The following is an 18,041-nucleotide window of genomic DNA, read 5'->3' on the forward strand; positions in this document are numbered from 1 at the left end:
GGGCCCGACTTCCCGACCACGCAATGCCTGAGCGCGGCGTGGAATCGGACAGGGCCGGATTCAGGAATTCGAAGCGTCGTCGGCGAAGCGGCGCCGCTGGCGGATCGCGCGGGCCGGGTTGCCCGAATAGACGGTCCAGGGCTCCAGCTCGCCGAAGGCCACCGCGCGAGCGCCGACGACCGCGCCCTCGCCGATGCGCGCACCGGGGCCCAGGAACGCCTCCGCCGCGATCCAGGCATGGGCGCCGATGGTGATGGGCTTGGCCTCGAGCTGGAACAGCGGCGTGTCAAAGTCGTGGGTGCCGGCGCAGAGGTGCACGCCTTGCGAGACCAGCGCCTTGCGGCCGACGGTGATCTTGCCCATCGAGTAGACGTTCACGCCGGGGCCGATGATCGCGCCTTCATGCATTTCGAGGTTGGCCGGATACCAGACCTTCGCGCTGGCGCGAACGTCGCTGCCGGGCGCCATCCTGGCCCCGAAGGCACGCAGCAGGAAGCGGCGCCACGGGTGCAGCTGGCGTGGCGTCCAGCCCGCACCCAGTCGCCAGACCGGAATCCAAACGGCGCGCAGCAACCTGTTGCCGAGGGAAAAGCTCGGGCCGCCGTTGGCGAGCCCCGATTCGCGGGCGTCAAGAATGGTCACGGGAAGGAATTCCGGGGCAACCGGAGCGAATGCAAAAGTTCACAGGGGACCCTATTGTTTGCCCAATCCATGCACAGTGCCACCTGCCAACGGACATAGCCCGACGGTTATTCGCCGAGTATTTCGCCGAGCGGTTGCAGATCTTCGACCCGGTCGCACACCGCCTTCACGACCATCATGATCGGGATGCCGAGCAGCAAGCCCCAGACCCCCCAGAGCCAGCCCCAGAAAATCACGCCGACGAACACCGCCACGGCATTCATGCTGCTGCTGCGGCTGGTCAGCCAGGGTGTCAGCAGATTCCCGACCAGCGTGTGGATCACCAGCGACACGCCGCCCACGATCAATGCCATGTCGACCGTATTGAACTGCATGAATGCGACCAGCGCCGACAGCGCCATCATGATGATCGCGCCGATGTACGGAATAAGGTTCGTGACGGCCGCGATGACGCCCCACACGGCCGCGTTCTGCATGCCGAGGGCCCAGAACGACAGCCAGGTCGCCACGCCGACGATGCCGCTGGTGAGGATCTGCACAAGCAGGTAGCGCTGGATGTGGCCGGTGATGTCGTCCAGCACCTGCACGGTGATCTTTTTCTTCTGCAGGCTGGGTCCGGTGATCTTCACCAGCTTGCGCCTGAAGGTGTCGCCGGATGCCAGCGCGAACAGCGTCAGGAAGGCCACCAGCGTGAGTTGCCCGGCCGCACCCAGCAAGCCGACCGTGCCGCTCCAGAGATAGTCGCGCACGTTGATCGCCGGCTTCTCGACCATGACTCGCGCCACGCCTTTCTGGGCCGCGACCTTGGCCGAGTTTTCGCTGGCCGCCTGTTCGAGTTGCGTGGCGGCCTGCTGCACGCTGTCGAGAGTGCCGGGCCGGGGCGACGCGTGGGCGCGCACTGACTGGCGCAGCTTCTGGGCAGCGACCGGCAGCGAATCCAGCAATTCGCTTGCGCTGTCCGCCAGCGAATAGACCGTGGTGCCGAACGCCCCGCCGATGGCCAGCAGCACCAGCGCCGCGCCCAATGCGCGCGGCACGTGCCAGCGCGCAAGCCGCTCGACGACCGGCGCCAGCGCATAGGTGAGCAACAGGCTCAGCATCAGCGGGATGAAGACGGCAGCGGCCCAATGCAGGGTGAACACCGTAGCCAGTGCGGCCAGCACGGCCAGCGACACGCTGCGCACATCGACCGGCATGTGCAGCATGAGCCTCTCCTGCCGAGGCTCGGCCGGCACTTCGGGCGCCGGAAGGGGATCCATGGCGGGTTCCACTTTCGCCGGGGGATCGGGAACCGGCAGCGCGCTCATGAAACAACCTCCGTGCTTCGCACTGCGGTGCGAGCGCCTTCGAGCGGCCGGGCGAAATTCATGGGAAAACCTCCGTGCTTCGCACTGCGGTGCGCGCGCCTTCGGGCGGCGCTCATCGCACGTCCTTGAGCGCGTCGCGCACCACCGGCAGCTGCCGGCGCGACACCACGACCGGCTCGGCGATGCCTCGCAGGCGGAGCGCCCAGCCGTCGACATCCTCGCCGTCGTCGTACTTCTCCAGCGCCCGCATGGCCGAGCGCGCGACCAGTGCGTTGCGGTGAACGCGCACGAAACGGTCGGGGTAGCGCTCCTCGATCTCGGCCAGGCTGGCGTCGTAGATGTGGGTGCGCGCAGGCGTGCGCACGGTGAGGTACTTGAACTCGGACTTGAGGTACACCACCTCCGAGACCGGCACCCGCTCGGCCCGGCCGCGGTCCTGGATCAGGAACACCTCTTCGTTCGGGTCGGGCATGCCGGCCCGCTTCTCCTTGAGGTGGCGCTCGGCTTTCTGCAACGCCTGCTGCAGGCGCTCGGCGCGCACGGGCTTGGTAAGGTAGTCGACCGCGTCCAGTTCGAACGCGGTGACGGCATGGCCGGAATGCGCCGTCACGAAGACGATCGCCGGTGCATCGGCACGGCCGCGCAGCAGCCGCGCAAACTCGGTGCCGCCGATGCCCGGCATGTGGATGTCGAGCAGCACCAGGTCGGTAGGCGTCTCGTCCAGCCGCTGCTCGGCTTCCTTGGCCTGGGCGGCCTCGCCAACCACATCGGCTGCCGGCGCGCGGCATTCCGCCAGCAAGGTGCGCAGGCGGGAGCGGGCCAGCGGTTCATCATCGACGATCAGGGTACGCAAGGAGCTCATCAATCATTCATCCTTCAAGACTTGGCGGGGATGTCGATTCGCACTCGATAGCTCCCCTGGTCCACCCCGGCGCGGAACTGCGCCTGCACATCGTGCAACAAGCGCAGCCGATCGCGAACATTGGCCAACGCGATGCCGTGGCCGCGCGGCAATGGCTCGTCGGCCCAGCGCAACGGCGGCAGGCTGTTGACCACCTCGATCACCACCATGCTGCCACGCCGCTCGGTGCGGATGCGCAGCGTGGCGCCTTCGGGGCTGGGCTCGACGCCATGCTTGACCGCGTTTTCCACCAGCGGCTGCAGCAGCAGCGGCGGCAGCTTCGCGCCGCTCGCGGCGGGGTCGAGTTGCCAGCTGACGCGCAAACGATCGCCGAAGCGCACCTGCTCGATGGCAAGGTAGCGCTCGGCCAGGGCGATCTCGTCGGCCAGTGTCACCGCTTCGTTCGGATCGGCCAGCGCACGACGGAAAAGTTCGGCCAAGTCTTCCAGCATGGTCTCGGCCTTGGCCGGCTCTTCGCGCACGAGCGCAATGGCGGAGTTGAGCGTGTTGAACAGAAAGTGCGGCCGAATGCGTGCCTGCAGTTCCTCGAGCCGCGCCGTGGTGGCCGCAGGGGTGCGCCCACGCGCGCGGAGCACCAGCACCGTCATCGCGACGCCCGCCAACAACGCGCCGGTCAAGCCGCTCGCCAACCAGGGCGCCGCCGGTATCACGCCGGTGAGCCGCAGCAGGCCGCAGCCGTACAACGCCGACACCACGCCGAGCATCAAGCCGAAGGCGTACTGGGCCAGGCGCGGCAACCGGGCGAGCAGTTTCTTCGTGGCGCAGGCCAGGATCAACCAGAGCAGCGTCCCCGGCAAGGCGCCCCCCGTAATCGTGGCCACCAGCCCCAGCCACTCCGCTGGGCTCGCTACCACGAACATCGCAGCGACCGCGACCACCGCCTCCACGAACAGCACCGCGCGAAAGACCGTGCCCACCTGGCAGGCGTCGAACAGCACCACGCGCGGCTGGGCGGGCGCGCGGCTCTTGGCCGGCGACCCGCTGGATGGGGCCGCCGATGGGCTGGCCGAAGGTGCGGCCGATAAAATCGACAGGTTGCGCATCACTGATACATGGCGTGACAACTATTATTGCCTCCACCCGCCCGCCATGACCCAAAACCAACTCGACAAGAAATCCGAAGCCTGGTCTGCCCTGTTCTCCGAGCCGATGAGCGATCTCGTCAAACGCTACACATCCAGTGTGGAGTTCGACAAGCGTTTGTGGCAGTCGGATATCGAGGGTTCGCTCGCGCATGCCGACATGCTCGCGGCAAAGAAGATCATCAGCGCGCAGGACCACGCCGCGATCGAAGGCGGGATGAAGCAGATTCGTGAAGAGATCGAAGCCGGAAAGTTCGAGTGGAAACTCGATCTGGAGGACGTGCACCTCAACATCGAGGCCCGCCTGACCCAGATCGTTGGCGACGCCGGCAAGCGCCTGCACACCGGGCGCAGTCGCAACGACCAGGTCGCGACCGACGTGCGCCTGTGGCTGCGCGGCGAAATCGACCTGATCACCGACCTGCTCGGCGACCTGCAGAAAGCGCTGATCGACATCGCGGAAAAGAACGTCGACGTGATCCTGCCGGGCTTCACGCACCTTCAGGTGGCGCAGCCGGTGAGCTTCGGGCATCACATGCTGGCCTACGTGGAAATGTTCTCGCGCGATGCCGAGCGCATGGCCGACGTGCGCAAGCGCCTGAACCGCCTGCCGCTGGGCGCCGCGGCGCTGGCCGGCACCAGCTACCCGCTGGACCGCGAAATGGTCGCGAAGAGGCTGGGCATGGACGGCGTCTGCCAGAACAGCCTCGACGCGGTGAGCGACCGCGACTTTGCCATCGAGTTCACCGCGGCCGCCTCGCTGGCCATGGTCCACATCAGCCGGTTCAGCGAAGAACTGATCCTCTGGATGAGCCAGAACTTCAGCTTCATCCAGATCGCCGACCGCTTCACGACCGGCAGTTCGATCATGCCGCAGAAGAAAAACCCGGACGTGCCCGAACTGGCGCGTGGCAAGACCGGCCGCGTGGTCGGCCACCTGATGGGCCTGATCACCCTGATGAAGGGCCAGCCGCTGGCCTACAACAAGGACAACCAGGAAGACAAGGAGCCGCTGTTCGACACGGTCGACACGCTCAAGGACACGCTGCGCATCTTTGCCGAGATGGTCGGCGGCATCACGGTCAAGCCCGAGGCGATGGAAAAAGCCGCCCTGCGCGGCTATGCCACGGCCACCGACCTGGCCGACTACATGGTAAAGAAGGGCCTGCCCTTCCGCGACGCGCACGAAGCGGTGGCGCACGCGGTCAAGGCAGCGATCTCGCACAACGTCGACCTGTCGGAACTGCCGCTCAAGGTGCTGCAGGAGTTCAACCCGAAGATAGAAAAGGACGTGTACGAGGTACTGGGCCTGCGCGGCTCGCTCAATGCACGCAACACGCTCGGCGGCACGGCGCCGGCGCAAGTGCGCGCGCAGATCGCGCGGCACCGCAAGCGGTTGAACTGAGGGACGGCGCCGCGGCGGATCGCGGGCCCTTTGAATCCGCACGCGGTTTCCAGACGTATCCAGGGACATGCGGGTTCGTGCTCCACAATCCACCAATGACCCCAGCAAGCGCGGACGCCGAACTGATGGCCTTGATCGACCGTGTCGGCAGGCACGACGAAGCGGCGCTGCGGCAGCTTTACGAGCGCACGTCGCCGCGCCTGTTCGGCCTGGCGATGCGCGTGGTCCGCCAGCGCGAATGGGCGGAAGATGTGCTGCAGGAAACCTTCCTGACCATCTGGCGCGTGGCGGTCGACTACCGTGCTTCGCTCAGTCCGCCGATGGCCTGGCTCGGTTTGATCGTGCGCAGCCGCGCGCTCGACCTGCTGCGCAGGCGCGCGGCCGATCGCGTCGCCGTGACCGATGCCTTCGACGACTCCATGGCCGAAACGATGGCTTCCGACGCCCCCACGCCGCAAGACATGGCCGATGCCAGCGAGCAAGCCTGGGCCTTGCACCAGTGCCTGGACCAGCTCGAAAGCCGGCAGCGCGAGGTGGTGAGCCTGGCCTATCTGCGCGACCTGACGCACGGCGAACTGGCCGAGCAGCTCAAGCTGCCACTGGGCACCGTGAAGACCTGGATCCGTCGCGGCCTCGAGAAGTTGCGCAACTGCATGGCGCGCATCGCGTGAACGAGAGCCGCACATGAACATCGCCGCCCATCCCGAACTGCTGGACCTGCTGGCCGCCAACTATGCGCTTGGTACTCTGCGCGGCGGCGCACGCCGCCGCTTCGAAGCCATGGCCCGCGAGCAGGCGCCGGTGCGCGCGGCGGCGCTGACGTGGCAAGGCCGGCTCGCCGGCATGGGCGAGCTGCAACCCCCGGTGGTGCCCGACCCCGCGGTCTGGACCCGTATCCACAACCTGATCGAGGCCGAGCAGGCAAGCGAGGCCATGGCACGCCAGCGCGCCGCTTCGCCGGCACGTGCACGGGCTGCCACGACCGGCACACCCGCCACGGGCGGCTGGCTGCGCAGCCTCGCCGTATGGCGCGGCGCCAGCCTGGCGGGTGCACTCGCCACCATCATTGCGGTAGTTGCCGGACTCGACTTGCAGCGGCAGTTGCAGACCACGCCCGCGGTTCAATACGTGGCCGTGCTGGCCGACGACAAATCGGCCGCCTCGATGCTCGTCACCTTCGACCCGAAGCACAACCAGCTGGTGCTGCAGCGTCTCGGCAGCTATCAGCCCGGCGCCGACAAGTCGCTGCAGCTCTGGGCACTGCCGCCCGGCGGCGCACCGCGCTCGCTCGGCGTACTGGGCGACGGGCCGGCGATAAAGCTCACCGCGTCCGAGGCCAACTTGCGCGCCGTGCCCGCATTGGCCATCAGCCTCGAACCGCGCGGCGGCGTGCCGAGCGAACGCGGCCCGACCGGGCCGGTGCTGTTCCACGGGCCGTTGATCGAAAAGACACTCTGATTGCCCATGCCGGTAGAGGTTGAACGCAAGGTTTTCAAGCGCTGGCCGCGGCCTCGCACGGGATGGATCGCACTGGCGCTGTGCGCCGCACTGGGCACGCAGGCCGCGCAGGCACTGGAACCATCCTCCGCCGTCGCGCAAGCCACCGCACAAGCCACCACACAATCCAGCGCCCATGCCGCCGCCCAGGCACGCTGGCAGAGTTCGCTCGCAGCCTTTGCCCAGGCCGACAGGGAAGCGCTGCCCTCACCGAACGGCGTGGTGTTCGTCGGCAGCAGCACGATCCGTTTCTGGACCCAATTGCCGGCGGACTTTCCCTCGCAACCCGTCGTTGTCAACCGCGGCTTCGGCGGCTCGACGATGACCGATTGCAGCCTGCTCGCTCGCGAACTGGTGGTGCGCTACAAGCCGCGCCAGGTGGTCGTCTATGCGGGTGACAACGACCTGGCCGAAGGCCAATCGCCGCTGCAGGTGCTGGCGAGCTTTGCCCGCTTCGCGGGTGCGGTGCGCGCGGAGCTTCCGGGCACTCGCATCAGCTTCATCTCGGTCAAGCCGAGCCCGTCGCGCGCAGCGCTCTTGCCGCAGATCCGCGAGACCAACAACGTCGTCGCAGCCTATCTGCGCACGCAGGCGAACACCGACTTCATCGATACCTTCACGCCGATGCTCGGTGCCGACGGACAACCGCGCGTCGAGCTATTTCGCGCCGATATGCTGCACATGAACGACGCCGGCTACCGGATCTGGCAATCGGTGGTGGGGCCTTATCTGCTACCCGCTCCGGCGCACTGAGATCGGCCGCTTTCGCCCGAATTCACGAAGAACGAACGGCCGCACCGCGGCGCTCCCACCAGAGCGTGCTCCAGGCCACCGCAAGGAGCCAGGCGAACACCACCGCGAGCAGTAACGCGTCACCCCAGGCCGGCCGCGCCAGCTGGTTGCTGCCGTAGAACGCGAGGGTCAGCAGCACCGCGACGAGATGCGCGCAGAACACCGGCAGCGAGGCCGCGCCCATGACTTCGAGCGGGTACAGCCACGATCGCGGCAGCCGCTCGATCAAGGCAGGGCCGAAGCGCACCGCCAGCACGCCGAGCGCCGCAAAGTTGATCACGCGCAACGGCCCCAGTTGCCACTTGTCGAACAGGAGATTCATGGCCACGTCGCCGCCGTAGGGCGCCTGCCCGTCGTCGCCGAAGTGGCGCCAGACGAAGCAGTACGCCGCAACCATGGCTGCCGGCACGATGATCCACCACGGGAAGTGCAGGTGCCTGGCGCCATGCCCCTGCCGCCCCATGCCGATGCACAGGCCGGCGAACCAGACGAATTGCCAGGCAAATGTGTTGAACGAGCCCATCTCGTCGTAGGGCACCGACAGCCCGAACTCCCTCACGGCGACGCCATAGATCCACTCGCTCAGCCCGAACTGCGCCAGCGCCCACAGAAGAACGCTGGCCAGCATGACCGGGCCCCAGCCACGCCGCAGCGCAAAGCCCAGCACCCATGGGCTCACCAGCATGAAGAAGATGTACATCGGCAGGATGTCGAGCAGCGGCGGCTCGTAGACCAGCAGCAGCCCGCTCAGGAAGGCGTCGCGTGGTTGCGCAAGGTAGTAGGACACGAGGTCGGTCACCGCGGGCTGCTCGAAGCGCACGCCCAGGCCGGCAATCACCGTGAACAGCAACAGCAAGGTGGCCGCCTGCGCCAGCCAGACCTTGAACGCCCGCCGGGCAAAAGCCCACCGCATGGCCGCGATCCCCTGGCGCTGCGCGAGGCGGCTGTAGACAAGACCCGACACGTAGGCCGCAAGCAGCACGAAACCCTCGGCCGCCGACACGAAGCCGAAGGGCTGCCCGAGCGGATCGGTCAGCCGCGAGGGCAGGTGCGTGAGCGTCATCAGCACGAGCATGAGCCCGCGCAGGGCGTCGATTTCCCATTGGCGCTTCATCGCAACGGGCTGGAATGGGAATGGGTCGGGCAAGGCAAAACGGGTTGGATCGTACAGCCCTGATTCAGCCCGGCTTAAGCGGCACGGGGACAATCGAGTCTCCGCTCCCACATTCCAGAAAACATGCGCCTGCTGCTCGTAGAAGACGACACCATGATCGGCGAGGCGCTGCTCGACCTGCTGCGCGGCGAGAACTATGCGGTCGACTGGGTCCGGGACGGCGAGATGGCCGACACGGCCCTGCGCGCCCACCGCTACGACCTGATGCTGCTCGACCTGGGCCTGCCGCGCCGCGACGGCCTCGACGTGCTGCGCAGCCTGCGTGCGCGGCGCGACAGCGTGCCGGTGCTGATCGCCACCGCGCGCGATGCGATCGGCGACCGCGTGGCCGGCCTCGACGCGGGTGCCGATGACTACGTGGTCAAGCCCTACGACACGACCGAGCTGCTGGCGCGCATCCGCGCATTGATCCGACGCCGGGCCGGCCATGGCGAACCGGTTTTCTCGCACATGGGCGTGACGCTCAATCCCGCCACGAAGGAGGCCACGCTCGACAACCAGCCGGTGACGCTTTCCGCGCGCGAATGGGCCGTGATCGAGCCGCTGATCGCGCGGCCCGGCGTGCTGCTGTCGCGGGCACAGCTCGAAGAAAAGCTCTACAGCTGGAAAGACGACATCAGCAGCAACGCCGTCGAGGTCTACATCCACGGCCTGCGCAAGAAGCTTGGCGCGGGCCTGATCCAGACGGTGCGCGGGCTCGGCTACATGGTGCCCCGGAAATGAGCGCCACCGGCGCCCGTCACTCGCTGCGCGGACGCCTGCTTGGCTTCGTGCTTGCGTCGATCCTGCTGGCCGGCCTCGGCCTCGGCATCACGACGTACCGCGGCGCGTTGCGCGATGCCGACGCGCTGTTCGACCTGCACCTGCAACAGATGGCGCACACGCTGCGCGGCAGCACCGTCCTCGGCACCGCCGCCGATGGCGACTACGGCGAGGAAGGCTACGACGTGTTCGTGCAGATCTGGGGACCCGACGGCACCCAGGTGTTTCGTTCCGCGCGCGCTGCGCTGCCGCCGCAGGCCGTGCTGGGTTTTTCCGACGCGACGGTGGACGGTACGCGCTACCGCGTCTACTCGCTGCAGACGCCGTTGCAGACCGTGCAGATCGCGCAGGACATGGACGCGCGCAAGTCTCGCGCGCGCGGGCTCGCCCTGCGCGCGACGCTGCCATTGGCGTTGATGGCGCCGTTGCTGATGCTCGCGGTCGGCTGGATCATCACGCGCTCGCTGGCGCCGGTGCAGCGCATGCAGCGCGAGGTTGCAGGCCGCGCCGACGATGACCTCTCGCCGCTGCCCGAGCGGGACCTGCCCGACGAAGTGCGCCCGCTGGTGCGGGAGCTGAACCTGCTGTTCCAACGCGTCGGCGCCGCCTTCGACGCGCAGAAGAACTTCGTCGCCGACGCGGCGCACGAACTGCGCTCGCCGCTCACCGCGCTCAAGCTGCAGGCCGAGTCGCTGCGCCGCGCCGGCGACCACGCCACCCGCGAGCAGGCCACGCTGCGGTTGCAGCAGGGCATCGACCGCTCGATCCGGCTGGTCGGCCAGTTGCTCGCGCTTGCACGGCAAGAGGCGACGACCACGCCGGCCGACGACCCGAGCCAGCCGGTCGACCTGGAAGCGCTGGTGGCCGAAGCCATCGCCGCCGCCTTGCCGCAGGCGCAGCAGCGCCAGATCGACCTGGGCCTTGCCTCGTCCGTGCCGGCACGGGTGCGGGGCCAACCCGGCGCGCTGCATATCCTGCTCGGTAACCTGCTCGACAACGCGGTGAAATACACGCCATTGAACGGCCGGGTCGATGTGACCATCGCATCGGAAGGCGATGCGACGGTGCTGCGCGTGGAAGACAGCGGCCCGGGCATTCCCGAGGCGGATCGCGAGCGCGCCTTCGACCGGTTCTATCGCGCGGCAGGCGTCGAGGCCAGCGGCAGCGGGTTGGGGTTGGCGATCGTGCGGGCGATTGCACAGCGGCATGGCGCCTTGGTGAAGCTTGCGACGTCGGACCGGCTCGGTGGCCTGCAAGTGAACGTGTCATTTCCCGCAGCGCCACCTGTTTTAAGGTGAAACACCCCCGATGCGCCTGCGGCGCCTCCCCCTCGAGCCCCTCGGGGGAGCGCACCCGGCGCCCCGGCAAAGCCGGTTCCGCGGGTGCCCACGAACAGACTTCGCTTGTCCTGGGTGCATGCGTCGCTCCGAAGACGCATGGCGTCATGGAGCACCGATGTGCCTCACCCCACCAGGAATTGGTCCAGCGGCGTTTGCAGGCGGTTCGTGGCAATCCGCTTGAAGCCCTTCGGCGTCGGGTGCAGTTCGTTGGCCCACCACCGTTCATCGGTCGGGCCGGGATCTTCCGGCAGTTCACCCGAGGTTTGAACCGCCACGAGCGGTCCCGGGCCCAGGCCGGGCTCCTTCGCCAACGCGACCTGCGCCACGTGCAGCTTGTTCACCAAGCTCTTGAACACGTCGCGGCGCAGCGCATCCGGCACCTGCGCGGTGTCCATCGGGGCCTTGAGCCAGGTGCCCGGACCGAAGAAGCCCTTGCCCGTGGGCCACGCGTTGTCGTAGTTGTGCATGACGACCGCTGCGTTCGGGTTGTGCGCGCGGAAGCGCACGATGACCTCTCGGTACGCGTTCATGATCCCGGTGATGACCGCGTCGGGCTGGATGCGCGCGAAGCATTGGTCCACCGTGGTCGCGGAGCTGCAGTTGGCGTTGAGCAATCGCAGGAAGTCGTCCTGCCCCGCTACGTCGTTGCCACCGCCGCTGAGCATCAATGCCTTGCAGCCGCTGGCGTACATGTCGAAGCCGAAATTGATGGCCTTGCGCATGCCCTGGGACCACTCGGATGCCTCGGCGCCGTTGTGGCCGATGACGACGAATATCTCGTCCTGGAACAACGCGCCGACTTCGGTCGCGAGATTGTCGATCGGGTACCACCACCACGAGTCCCCGATCATCAGGACCGAGGCAAATGCGTTGTCCTGCAACGCGCTGTGAACTCCCCAGAAAACGTTCCTCATGTGGTGCCTCTCGTTGAATGGATGGTGGAGTTTTCACTCTATCGATTGCATGGCGGCGAACCATCCCCTGTCGTGAGGAGCGGCCGACTCGATTAAGGCCCCTCTAAGCCGGCGTACCCATCATCCGGTCATCCATTTCACAAGGACTGACCCATGCGACTCGAATCCCTCACCCCTACCCGCCTGGTGCTGGCGCTCGTGACCGCGGGCGTTATCGGCGGCGCCGGTGTCTCGGCACTCGAAGGGACACACGCCATTGCGGCAACAACGCCGCCGGTGGCCACGGCGACCACCACGACCGGCATTCCAGTGGCGTTGCCTGACTTCTCGCAGATCACCGCGCAGAACGGCCCGGCCGTGGTGAACATCAGCGTGGTCGGCACGCGCCCGGCCGACGAAATGGCCAGCAACGACGAAGGCAACCCGTTTGCCGACGGCGATCCATTCGGTGAGTTCTTCAAGCGCTTTGGCGCGCCCGGCATGCAGCAGCCCGGCCGGCGCACCCCTCGCGGCGCGCCTTCGCACCCTGAAGGCCAGACCGTGCGCGGCCAGGGCTCGGGCTTCATCGTGAGTGCCGACGGCATCATCCTGACCAACGCGCACGTGGTGAAGGACGCGAAGGACGTCACCGTCAAGCTCACGGACCGGCGTGAACTCAAGGCCAAGGTGCTGGGTTCCGATCCGAAGACCGACATCGCCGTGCTGAGGGTCGACGCGAAGAACCTGCCGGTGGTCACGCTGGGCAGCGTCGACAACCTGAAGGTCGGCGAATGGGTGCTGGCCATCGGCTCGCCGTTCGGTTTCGAGAACACGGTGACGGCGGGCGTGGTGAGCGCGAAGGGCCGCTCGCTGCCGGACGACAGCGCCGTGCCGTTCATCCAGACCGACGTGGCGGTGAACCCCGGCAACTCGGGTGGTCCGCTGTTCAATGCACGCGGCGAAGTGGTCGGCATCAACTCGCAGATCTACAGCCGCACCGGCGGCTACCAGGGCGTGTCGTTCGCGATCCCGATCGACCTGGCCAGCAAGATCGAGAAGCAGATCGTCGCGACCGGCAAGGTCGAGCATGCGCGGCTGGGCGTGTCGGTGCAGGAGGTCAACCAGACGCTGGCCGATTCCTTCAAGCTCGACCGGCCCGAAGGCGCGCTGATCGCGAACGTCGAAAAGGGCGGCCCCGGCGACCAGGCCGGGCTGCAGACCGGGGACGTGATCCGCAAGGTGGACGGCAAGCCAATTGTCTCGTCGGGCGACCTGCCGGCGGTGATCAGCCTGGCGATGCCGGGCTCGAAGGTGCAACTCGACATCTGGCGCAAGGGCGGCGCCGAGACGATCACGGCCAAGCTCGGCAATGCCAACGACAAGACCGAAAAGGTCGCGAATGCGAACGACGCGGCAAGCCAGGGAAAGCTGGGCCTGGCGCTGCGTCCGCTGCAACCCGAAGAGCGGCGCGAAGCCGGCATCGACTACGGCCTGGTGGTGGAGGCTGCGCGCGGACCTGCCGCCTTGGCCGGCGTGCAGGCCGGCGACGTGGTCCTGGCGGTCAACGGCACCCCGGTACGCAATGTCGAACAGGTGAAGGATGTGGTGAGCAGGTCACCGAAGTCGGTCGCCTTGCTGGTGCAACGCGGGGATGACAAGATCTTCGTGCCCGTGCGGATCGGCTGACTGACTGCGCCCCGGGGGTGTCCGGGTCGACGATTCCGCGAACGTCTGGAGCGGGCCGGGCGGCGGATAGCCAGTGGCTATCGTTTACGCGAATGACCCCGTGCGCAGCCACGGGCGACAGGTAGCCAGCCCCTTCGGCCAATGTCCCGTGCGCAGCCGAGGACGACAGGTAGCCCCTTCCGCGAATGCCCCCGGCCTGCGGCCTCCTCCTTTATTTCGTTGCAGGGCTACCTGCCGCCCTCGGCCCTGGACACGCTATGGGTGTTCGGTCGCAACACGACCCACGCCCCGCAGGATCATGGCGGTGGGGCATGCGCTGTGCAGCGAAAAAGGAGGAGCCGGCGGCCGCAGGCTGCCGGCGGAGGACATTCGCGGAGCAGCATGCCCCGCCGCACTGATCCCGCCACGGCGTTCACCGCGCCACGAGCAGGCCCGAAAAGCAGCGCCGTATCGGCTACGCTCGCACATGTGTTCTACGCAATACCACTCGAGAGCAAACCGACCTGGCGCAATCCGCCGTGGGTCACGCTGCTGTTGATCCTCATCAACGTCGCCGTCTTCTTCGGCCCGCAACGCACCGAGGAAAAGGCCGAAGAGCGCGCAAACGCCTACTACTTCTCCACGTCGCTGCCCGAATGGGAGTTGCCGCCTTTCGTCGCCCACCTGGAGCAAACCGGCAGCCGCTTTGCCAAACAGGCGCGCGAGGCGATGCGTCGCAAGAACGAGCGCAGCGAACTGATGCGGTTGATGCACAGCGAACGCAAGTTCGAAGCCAGGCTGCATGCCGACAAGGTCATCCTGCCGAGCGATCCACGCCATGCCGAATGGAAGGCGCTGCGCGCTGACTACGAGCGCATGCTGCCCGTGCCGTTCACCAGCCGCTGGGCACTGGACTTTGCTGACGACGCTCCGCCGCAACCGGCCACCTGGCTGACGTCTGCCTTCCTGCACAGCAGCACGGGCCACCTGATCGGCAACATGCTGTTCCTATTCCTGTTCGGCTTCACCGTCGAACTGGCGCTGGGCCGCGCGACGTACCTCGGCTTCTACATCGCGGGCGCGCTCGGCGCATCGGCCATGGCGATGTGGGCGTACGGCGGACGCGGCGGCTACGGGCTGGGGGCGTCGGGTGCCATCGCCGCGTTGATGGCGATGTATGCGCTGATCTACAAGCTGCGCCGCATCCGGTTTTTCTACCAGTTCTTCTTCTACTTCAACTACGTCACCGCACCTGCGCTGATCCTGTTGCCGATCTGGATGGTCAACGAGGTCGTGCAACACGTCACCGGGCACGCTGGCGTCGGCTATATGACCCATCTGGGCGGGCTGCTCACCGGCACCCTGCTGATGCTGCTGTGGCCCGCGGCGCGGCGCAGCCAGCCCGTGGTCGCGCCCGTCAAGGCGCCCGATCCGTTCCACGGCCACGTGGAACGTGCCACGCAGTTCAGCAGCCGCCTGCAATTCGACCGCGCCGCAACCGAATGGCAGGCCGCGGCCAAGCTGCGGCCCGACGACCAGCCGACACTGCGTGCGTTCTTCAACACGGCGCGGCTGCATCCCTCGAGCGATGCCTTCCATCGCGCGGCCAAGCAGGTCTTCCGCCTGAAGGACAGCAGCGAAGCCACAGTCGAGTTCCAGCATGAGTGCTACAAGATCTACCTTGACCAGGCGCGCCCGTCGGTGCGGTTGAAGCCGCGTGACATGGGCCGCCTCGTCGCAAGATTTGGACGCGGTGGGCACCTCGACGACGCACGCCGGCTGTGCCAGGCCATGCTGGCCAGCGCGCCGGATGACGGGGCGACAATCGACGCGCTGACCATGATCGCGTCGTGCGAATGGCACGCCGGCCAGCGCGAACAGGCGTTGAACTGGTTGCCGCAACTGCAGAAACTGGCGCCGGCGCATCCGGTGACGCGCATGCTGGTACCGTGAGATTCGACGGCGCACCGAGGGAACGATCGCGCTGATGGACCAGCATCTTCGCGACACCGAGACAGCGGTCACAGCGGCGATGACCAAAATGGACCTGATCGGTGCGCGCCGCAGGCTCAGCGGGGAGCGGGCTGACGGGCTTGCTATTCGAGAAGCGATTCGAGGCCAGGCGCCTTGTCGACTTCGGAGGACTTGTAGAGCTTGTGCTGCGCCGCGGGACCGATGGCATCCGTGACCACCGCAAGGCGCCACGGATCGCCGCGCTTGGCGCAAGCGCGCTCTTCACCCGTGAGCTGAAACGTGGTCATTCCGGCCGCGGTGCCCTTCACGGCGAGCTTGAGCAAAGTAGCGCCCTTTTTGTCCGACACCTCGATGTCGTAGCCCAGCTTCTGGCTGGCCACGTTTTCGGCCTTGTACCCATAGCCCGCGAAGTGACGCGTCAGGTAGTCCATCGCGGCCGCCTGTACCTCCTCGCGGGATGCGTTGCCAGCAGCGCTCGCTGGCGCCGCAACCGGCACGCCGCCGCGTGCCCGTGCGGCTTGCATGTCTTCTTCGGTGGGCAGCCACCCACGCGGGCCGCGAATCAGGACCGCCACTTTCTGATCGGCGTCCCAGGTGGCGACGTGCCATTCCTGGTCGTCCTGCACCCGCACCGAAACCTTGGCAGCCTTGTCGGACTCCAGGTCGGCGATGGCGACGCGGTTCGTCTGCAGCACGGCCCGCAAACCCAGGCCCCCGTCCAGCGAGCGCTTGAGCAGGTGGAGGCGATCCTTGGCGCGCTGGGCTTGCAGCGCAGTCCGCTCGCCGCCGCCAAGACGGTGGTGCGTATCCAGCGACTCGAGATAGAACCATCGCCCGCCGGCTCCGACGCTGACGAACTCCGCCCAGATGGTGGCGATAACGTTGTCGCCGGTGGCCAGCCAGGCCTGCTCCGACGCTTTCTCGCGCGCATCGAACACGCCCATCCTGGCAATGATTTCGACTGGCGTGCGCTTCTCGCCGCGCAGGCGCTTTTCATTGATGACCGCGAGTACCGCGGGGTCGACTTCTTTGTCCATGGGAGTAACTGGCTTGAGTGATGACGGCTTCGAGAGCGAAAGCGCTCAAACGCGTATTGTGTCGCGGGCAAGCCCTGCCATCGACTGCGATGGCGAGCGTCGACGTCGGAATTTGTTCTTGTATTTGTTCTTGTGTCAGCCGCCGGCCAGCGTGGCGGCGCGCGTTGTCGGATTGTCGTCGCGCAGCAGCCAGCGCACCTCCTCCGTCTGCAGTGTCTTCGGGTAGCGCTTCTTCATCACGTCGAGGATGGGCTGGGCCAGATCGCGCCGGTCCATGCCCTGGATGAGCACCCGGGCGGCCAGCTCGTAGGCATCCGGAATCGCCGCATGGCCGGAATAGCGTTTGTCGAAGCCCTTGAGCAATGCCAGCGCGGCGCGCGCATCGCCGGCGCGCCATTGCAGCTTTGCAAAGCTCACCACGTGGGCAGGGTTCTCGCAGAGGAAGCCCGGGTCTTTCGCGATGCAGGTCGAATAGACCGAATGCGCCTCCGATTCGAGCTTGCCGCGCATCAGCAATTCGATGAAATTCTTGCCGTGACGCAAGAGGTCCTGGGTCTTGCCCGCCACGGCCAGCACACGGTGATAGCGGCGCTGTGCATACACGTCGTTCTCGGCCACACGCGCCGCGTCGTACGCGATGCCTATGGCGATGTCGGCCTCGCCGTGCTCGATCAGGTCGGCCACGTGGGCGTCGACGGCGCGCGCCTCTTCCGACGCATCGCGCTCGGCTGGCGAGACCGGCGACACGAAGCGCTGGTCGATGCCCAGCGCATCGTGGTACTGGTACATCGCATAGCCGAGCAGCGCCGCCATGGCCCAGCTGAAATAGATGATCGCGAAGTTGACCAGCGGCAGCAGCATCCACTGCTTGACCAGCGGCGCGAGCATCGGCAATGCGATGTCGGAGCCACCGCTCAGGAAAAACAGGAAGGCCCACAGCGCCAGGTAGGGCCAGCCCATCGCGCGCATCACGGTCCACCATTGCGCCGGATTCAGCGCCTGGCCGACGCTGGCCGTCTGCACCAGCACCACCACGATGGCCGGCAACGCAATCGACTCGACGGCCCAGGCGGCGATCGACAGGTTCTTCGACAGTGCCGCGCAACCGCCCGTCACCAGACCCATTACCAACAGCACCGCGAACAGCTTCCAGGGCAGCCCGGCCAGGTCCGGGTCGCGTTGCGATGGAAAGTCGCGCGTGTGAAGGAAGCCTTGCGAACTGAACTGGATCACCTTGAACCCGTAGCGGCTCACCGCCAGCAGGATGCCGATCTCCACCAGAATGACGGCGAAGGGCAGCGGAATGACAAAGACAATCAGGCTCGACGCCGCGAGGAGCGTCGCATACAGCAAAGGCTCGCCTTGCAGAGGGAACAGGAAGAACCGGGGCAATCGCAACCAGAATGGCGTGATGGCGTCGGCGCGTCCGCGCGATGGAGTCATGGCACTGCGTCCTTTGGTACTCACCGTCAAGTGTATCGATATGTGAATTGGGCAGGCCAGTCCTTTGGTCGCCAAGGAGAGACCGTTTGAGTTTGAATATCCGCGA

At 66.8% G+C, this 18,041-nt stretch carries 16 protein-coding genes; 8 read left to right on the forward strand and 8 right to left on the reverse strand.

Features of this window, described 5'->3' with window-relative positions:
* Positions 1 to 60: 60 nt before the first annotated feature.
* The 4 genes from WKW80_RS15350 to WKW80_RS15365 all read right to left on the reverse strand — a co-directional run bounded on the left by WKW80_RS15350 (position 61) and on the right by WKW80_RS15365 (position 3,914).
* Positions 61 to 642 (reverse strand): LbetaH domain-containing protein, encoded by a 582-nt coding sequence (locus tag WKW80_RS15350; RefSeq protein ID WP_340364436.1) that lies wholly within the window; start codon positions 640 to 642, stop codon positions 61 to 63.
* A gap of 107 nt (positions 643 to 749) precedes the next feature.
* On the reverse strand, positions 750 to 1,949 hold the full coding sequence (locus WKW80_RS15355) for an AI-2E family transporter (protein WP_422822911.1): 1,200 nt from the start codon (positions 1,947 to 1,949) through the stop codon (positions 750 to 752).
* Positions 1,950 to 2,061: 112 nt separating this feature from the next.
* Positions 2,062 to 2,811 carry a LytR/AlgR family response regulator transcription factor gene (locus tag WKW80_RS15360; protein ID WP_340364438.1) on the reverse strand — a complete coding sequence of 250 codons (750 nt, stop codon included), beginning with the start codon at positions 2,809 to 2,811 and terminating at the stop codon, positions 2,062 to 2,064.
* A gap of 14 nt (positions 2,812 to 2,825) precedes the next feature.
* Complete coding sequence (locus WKW80_RS15365; protein ID WP_340364439.1) at positions 2,826 to 3,914, reverse strand: sensor histidine kinase; 1,089 nt, start codon at positions 3,912 to 3,914, stop codon at positions 2,826 to 2,828.
* A gap of 46 nt (positions 3,915 to 3,960) precedes the next feature.
* On the opposite strand from WKW80_RS15365, the gene argH reads away from it, so the two are divergent.
* From argH to WKW80_RS15385, 4 genes are all read left to right on the forward strand, one after another.
* Positions 3,961 to 5,358, forward strand: coding sequence for an argininosuccinate lyase (gene argH, locus WKW80_RS15370; protein WP_340364440.1), 1,398 nt, complete (start codon positions 3,961 to 3,963; stop codon positions 5,356 to 5,358).
* Between the two features lie 95 nt (positions 5,359 to 5,453).
* Entirely contained in the window at positions 5,454 to 6,029 is a 576-nt protein-coding gene (locus tag WKW80_RS15375; protein WP_340364441.1) for a sigma-70 family RNA polymerase sigma factor, read from the forward strand.
* A gap of 13 nt (positions 6,030 to 6,042) precedes the next feature.
* On the forward strand, positions 6,043 to 6,816 hold the full coding sequence (locus tag WKW80_RS15380) for an anti-sigma factor (protein ID WP_340364442.1): 774 nt from the start codon (positions 6,043 to 6,045) through the stop codon (positions 6,814 to 6,816).
* A 6-nt stretch (positions 6,817 to 6,822) separates the two neighbouring features.
* Complete coding sequence (locus tag WKW80_RS15385; RefSeq protein ID WP_340364443.1) at positions 6,823 to 7,608, forward strand: SGNH/GDSL hydrolase family protein; 786 nt, start codon at positions 6,823 to 6,825, stop codon at positions 7,606 to 7,608.
* Between the two features lie 22 nt (positions 7,609 to 7,630).
* On the opposite strand, the gene opgC is transcribed toward WKW80_RS15385, so the two are convergent.
* Positions 7,631 to 8,761: an OpgC domain-containing protein gene (opgC, locus tag WKW80_RS15390; RefSeq protein ID WP_340364599.1), complete on the reverse strand. Its 1,131-nt coding sequence runs from the start codon at positions 8,759 to 8,761 to the stop codon at positions 7,631 to 7,633.
* 123 nt (positions 8,762 to 8,884) lie between these two features.
* On the opposite strand from opgC, the gene WKW80_RS15395 reads away from it, so the two are divergent.
* On the forward strand, positions 8,885 to 9,544 hold the full coding sequence (locus WKW80_RS15395) for a response regulator (protein WP_340364444.1): 660 nt from the start codon (positions 8,885 to 8,887) through the stop codon (positions 9,542 to 9,544).
* Positions 9,541 to 10,881: an ATP-binding protein gene (locus WKW80_RS15400; RefSeq protein ID WP_340364445.1), complete on the forward strand. Its 1,341-nt coding sequence runs from the start codon at positions 9,541 to 9,543 to the stop codon at positions 10,879 to 10,881. Before WKW80_RS15395 ends, WKW80_RS15400 begins: the two co-directional genes overlap by 4 nt.
* A 164-nt stretch (positions 10,882 to 11,045) precedes the next feature.
* Here the strand turns inward: WKW80_RS15400 and WKW80_RS15405 are convergent, their stop codons facing one another.
* Complete coding sequence (locus tag WKW80_RS15405; RefSeq protein WP_340364446.1) at positions 11,046 to 11,837, reverse strand: SGNH/GDSL hydrolase family protein; 792 nt, start codon at positions 11,835 to 11,837, stop codon at positions 11,046 to 11,048.
* Positions 11,838 to 11,990: 153 nt separating this feature from the next.
* Here WKW80_RS15405 and WKW80_RS15410 point away from each other — a divergent pair, with 153 nt between their 5' ends.
* Both WKW80_RS15410 and WKW80_RS15415 read left to right on the forward strand, forming a co-directional pair.
* Entirely contained in the window at positions 11,991 to 13,502 is a 1,512-nt protein-coding gene (locus WKW80_RS15410) for a DegQ family serine endoprotease (RefSeq protein WP_340364447.1), read from the forward strand.
* A gap of 468 nt (positions 13,503 to 13,970) precedes the next feature.
* A complete protein-coding gene (locus WKW80_RS15415) occupies positions 13,971 to 15,434 on the forward strand; it encodes a rhomboid family intramembrane serine protease (protein ID WP_340364448.1) in 1,464 nt (487 codons plus the stop codon).
* Between the two features lie 143 nt (positions 15,435 to 15,577).
* On the opposite strand, the gene WKW80_RS15420 is transcribed toward WKW80_RS15415, so the two are convergent.
* Both WKW80_RS15420 and WKW80_RS15425 read right to left on the reverse strand, forming a co-directional pair.
* The gene (locus tag WKW80_RS15420; RefSeq protein ID WP_340364449.1) at positions 15,578 to 16,492 is read right to left on the reverse strand and encodes a protein NO VEIN domain-containing protein; all 915 of its coding nucleotides are present in this window, start codon (positions 16,490 to 16,492) and stop codon (positions 15,578 to 15,580) included.
* A 135-nt stretch (positions 16,493 to 16,627) separates the two neighbouring features.
* Positions 16,628 to 17,935: a tetratricopeptide repeat protein gene (locus WKW80_RS15425; RefSeq protein ID WP_340364450.1), complete on the reverse strand. Its 1,308-nt coding sequence runs from the start codon at positions 17,933 to 17,935 to the stop codon at positions 16,628 to 16,630.
* Positions 17,936 to 18,041 lie beyond the last annotated feature (106 nt).

It is taken from the genome of Variovorax humicola (assembly GCF_037889915.1).
GTDB classification, from domain to species: domain Bacteria; phylum Pseudomonadota; class Gammaproteobacteria; order Burkholderiales; family Burkholderiaceae_C; genus Variovorax; species Variovorax humicola.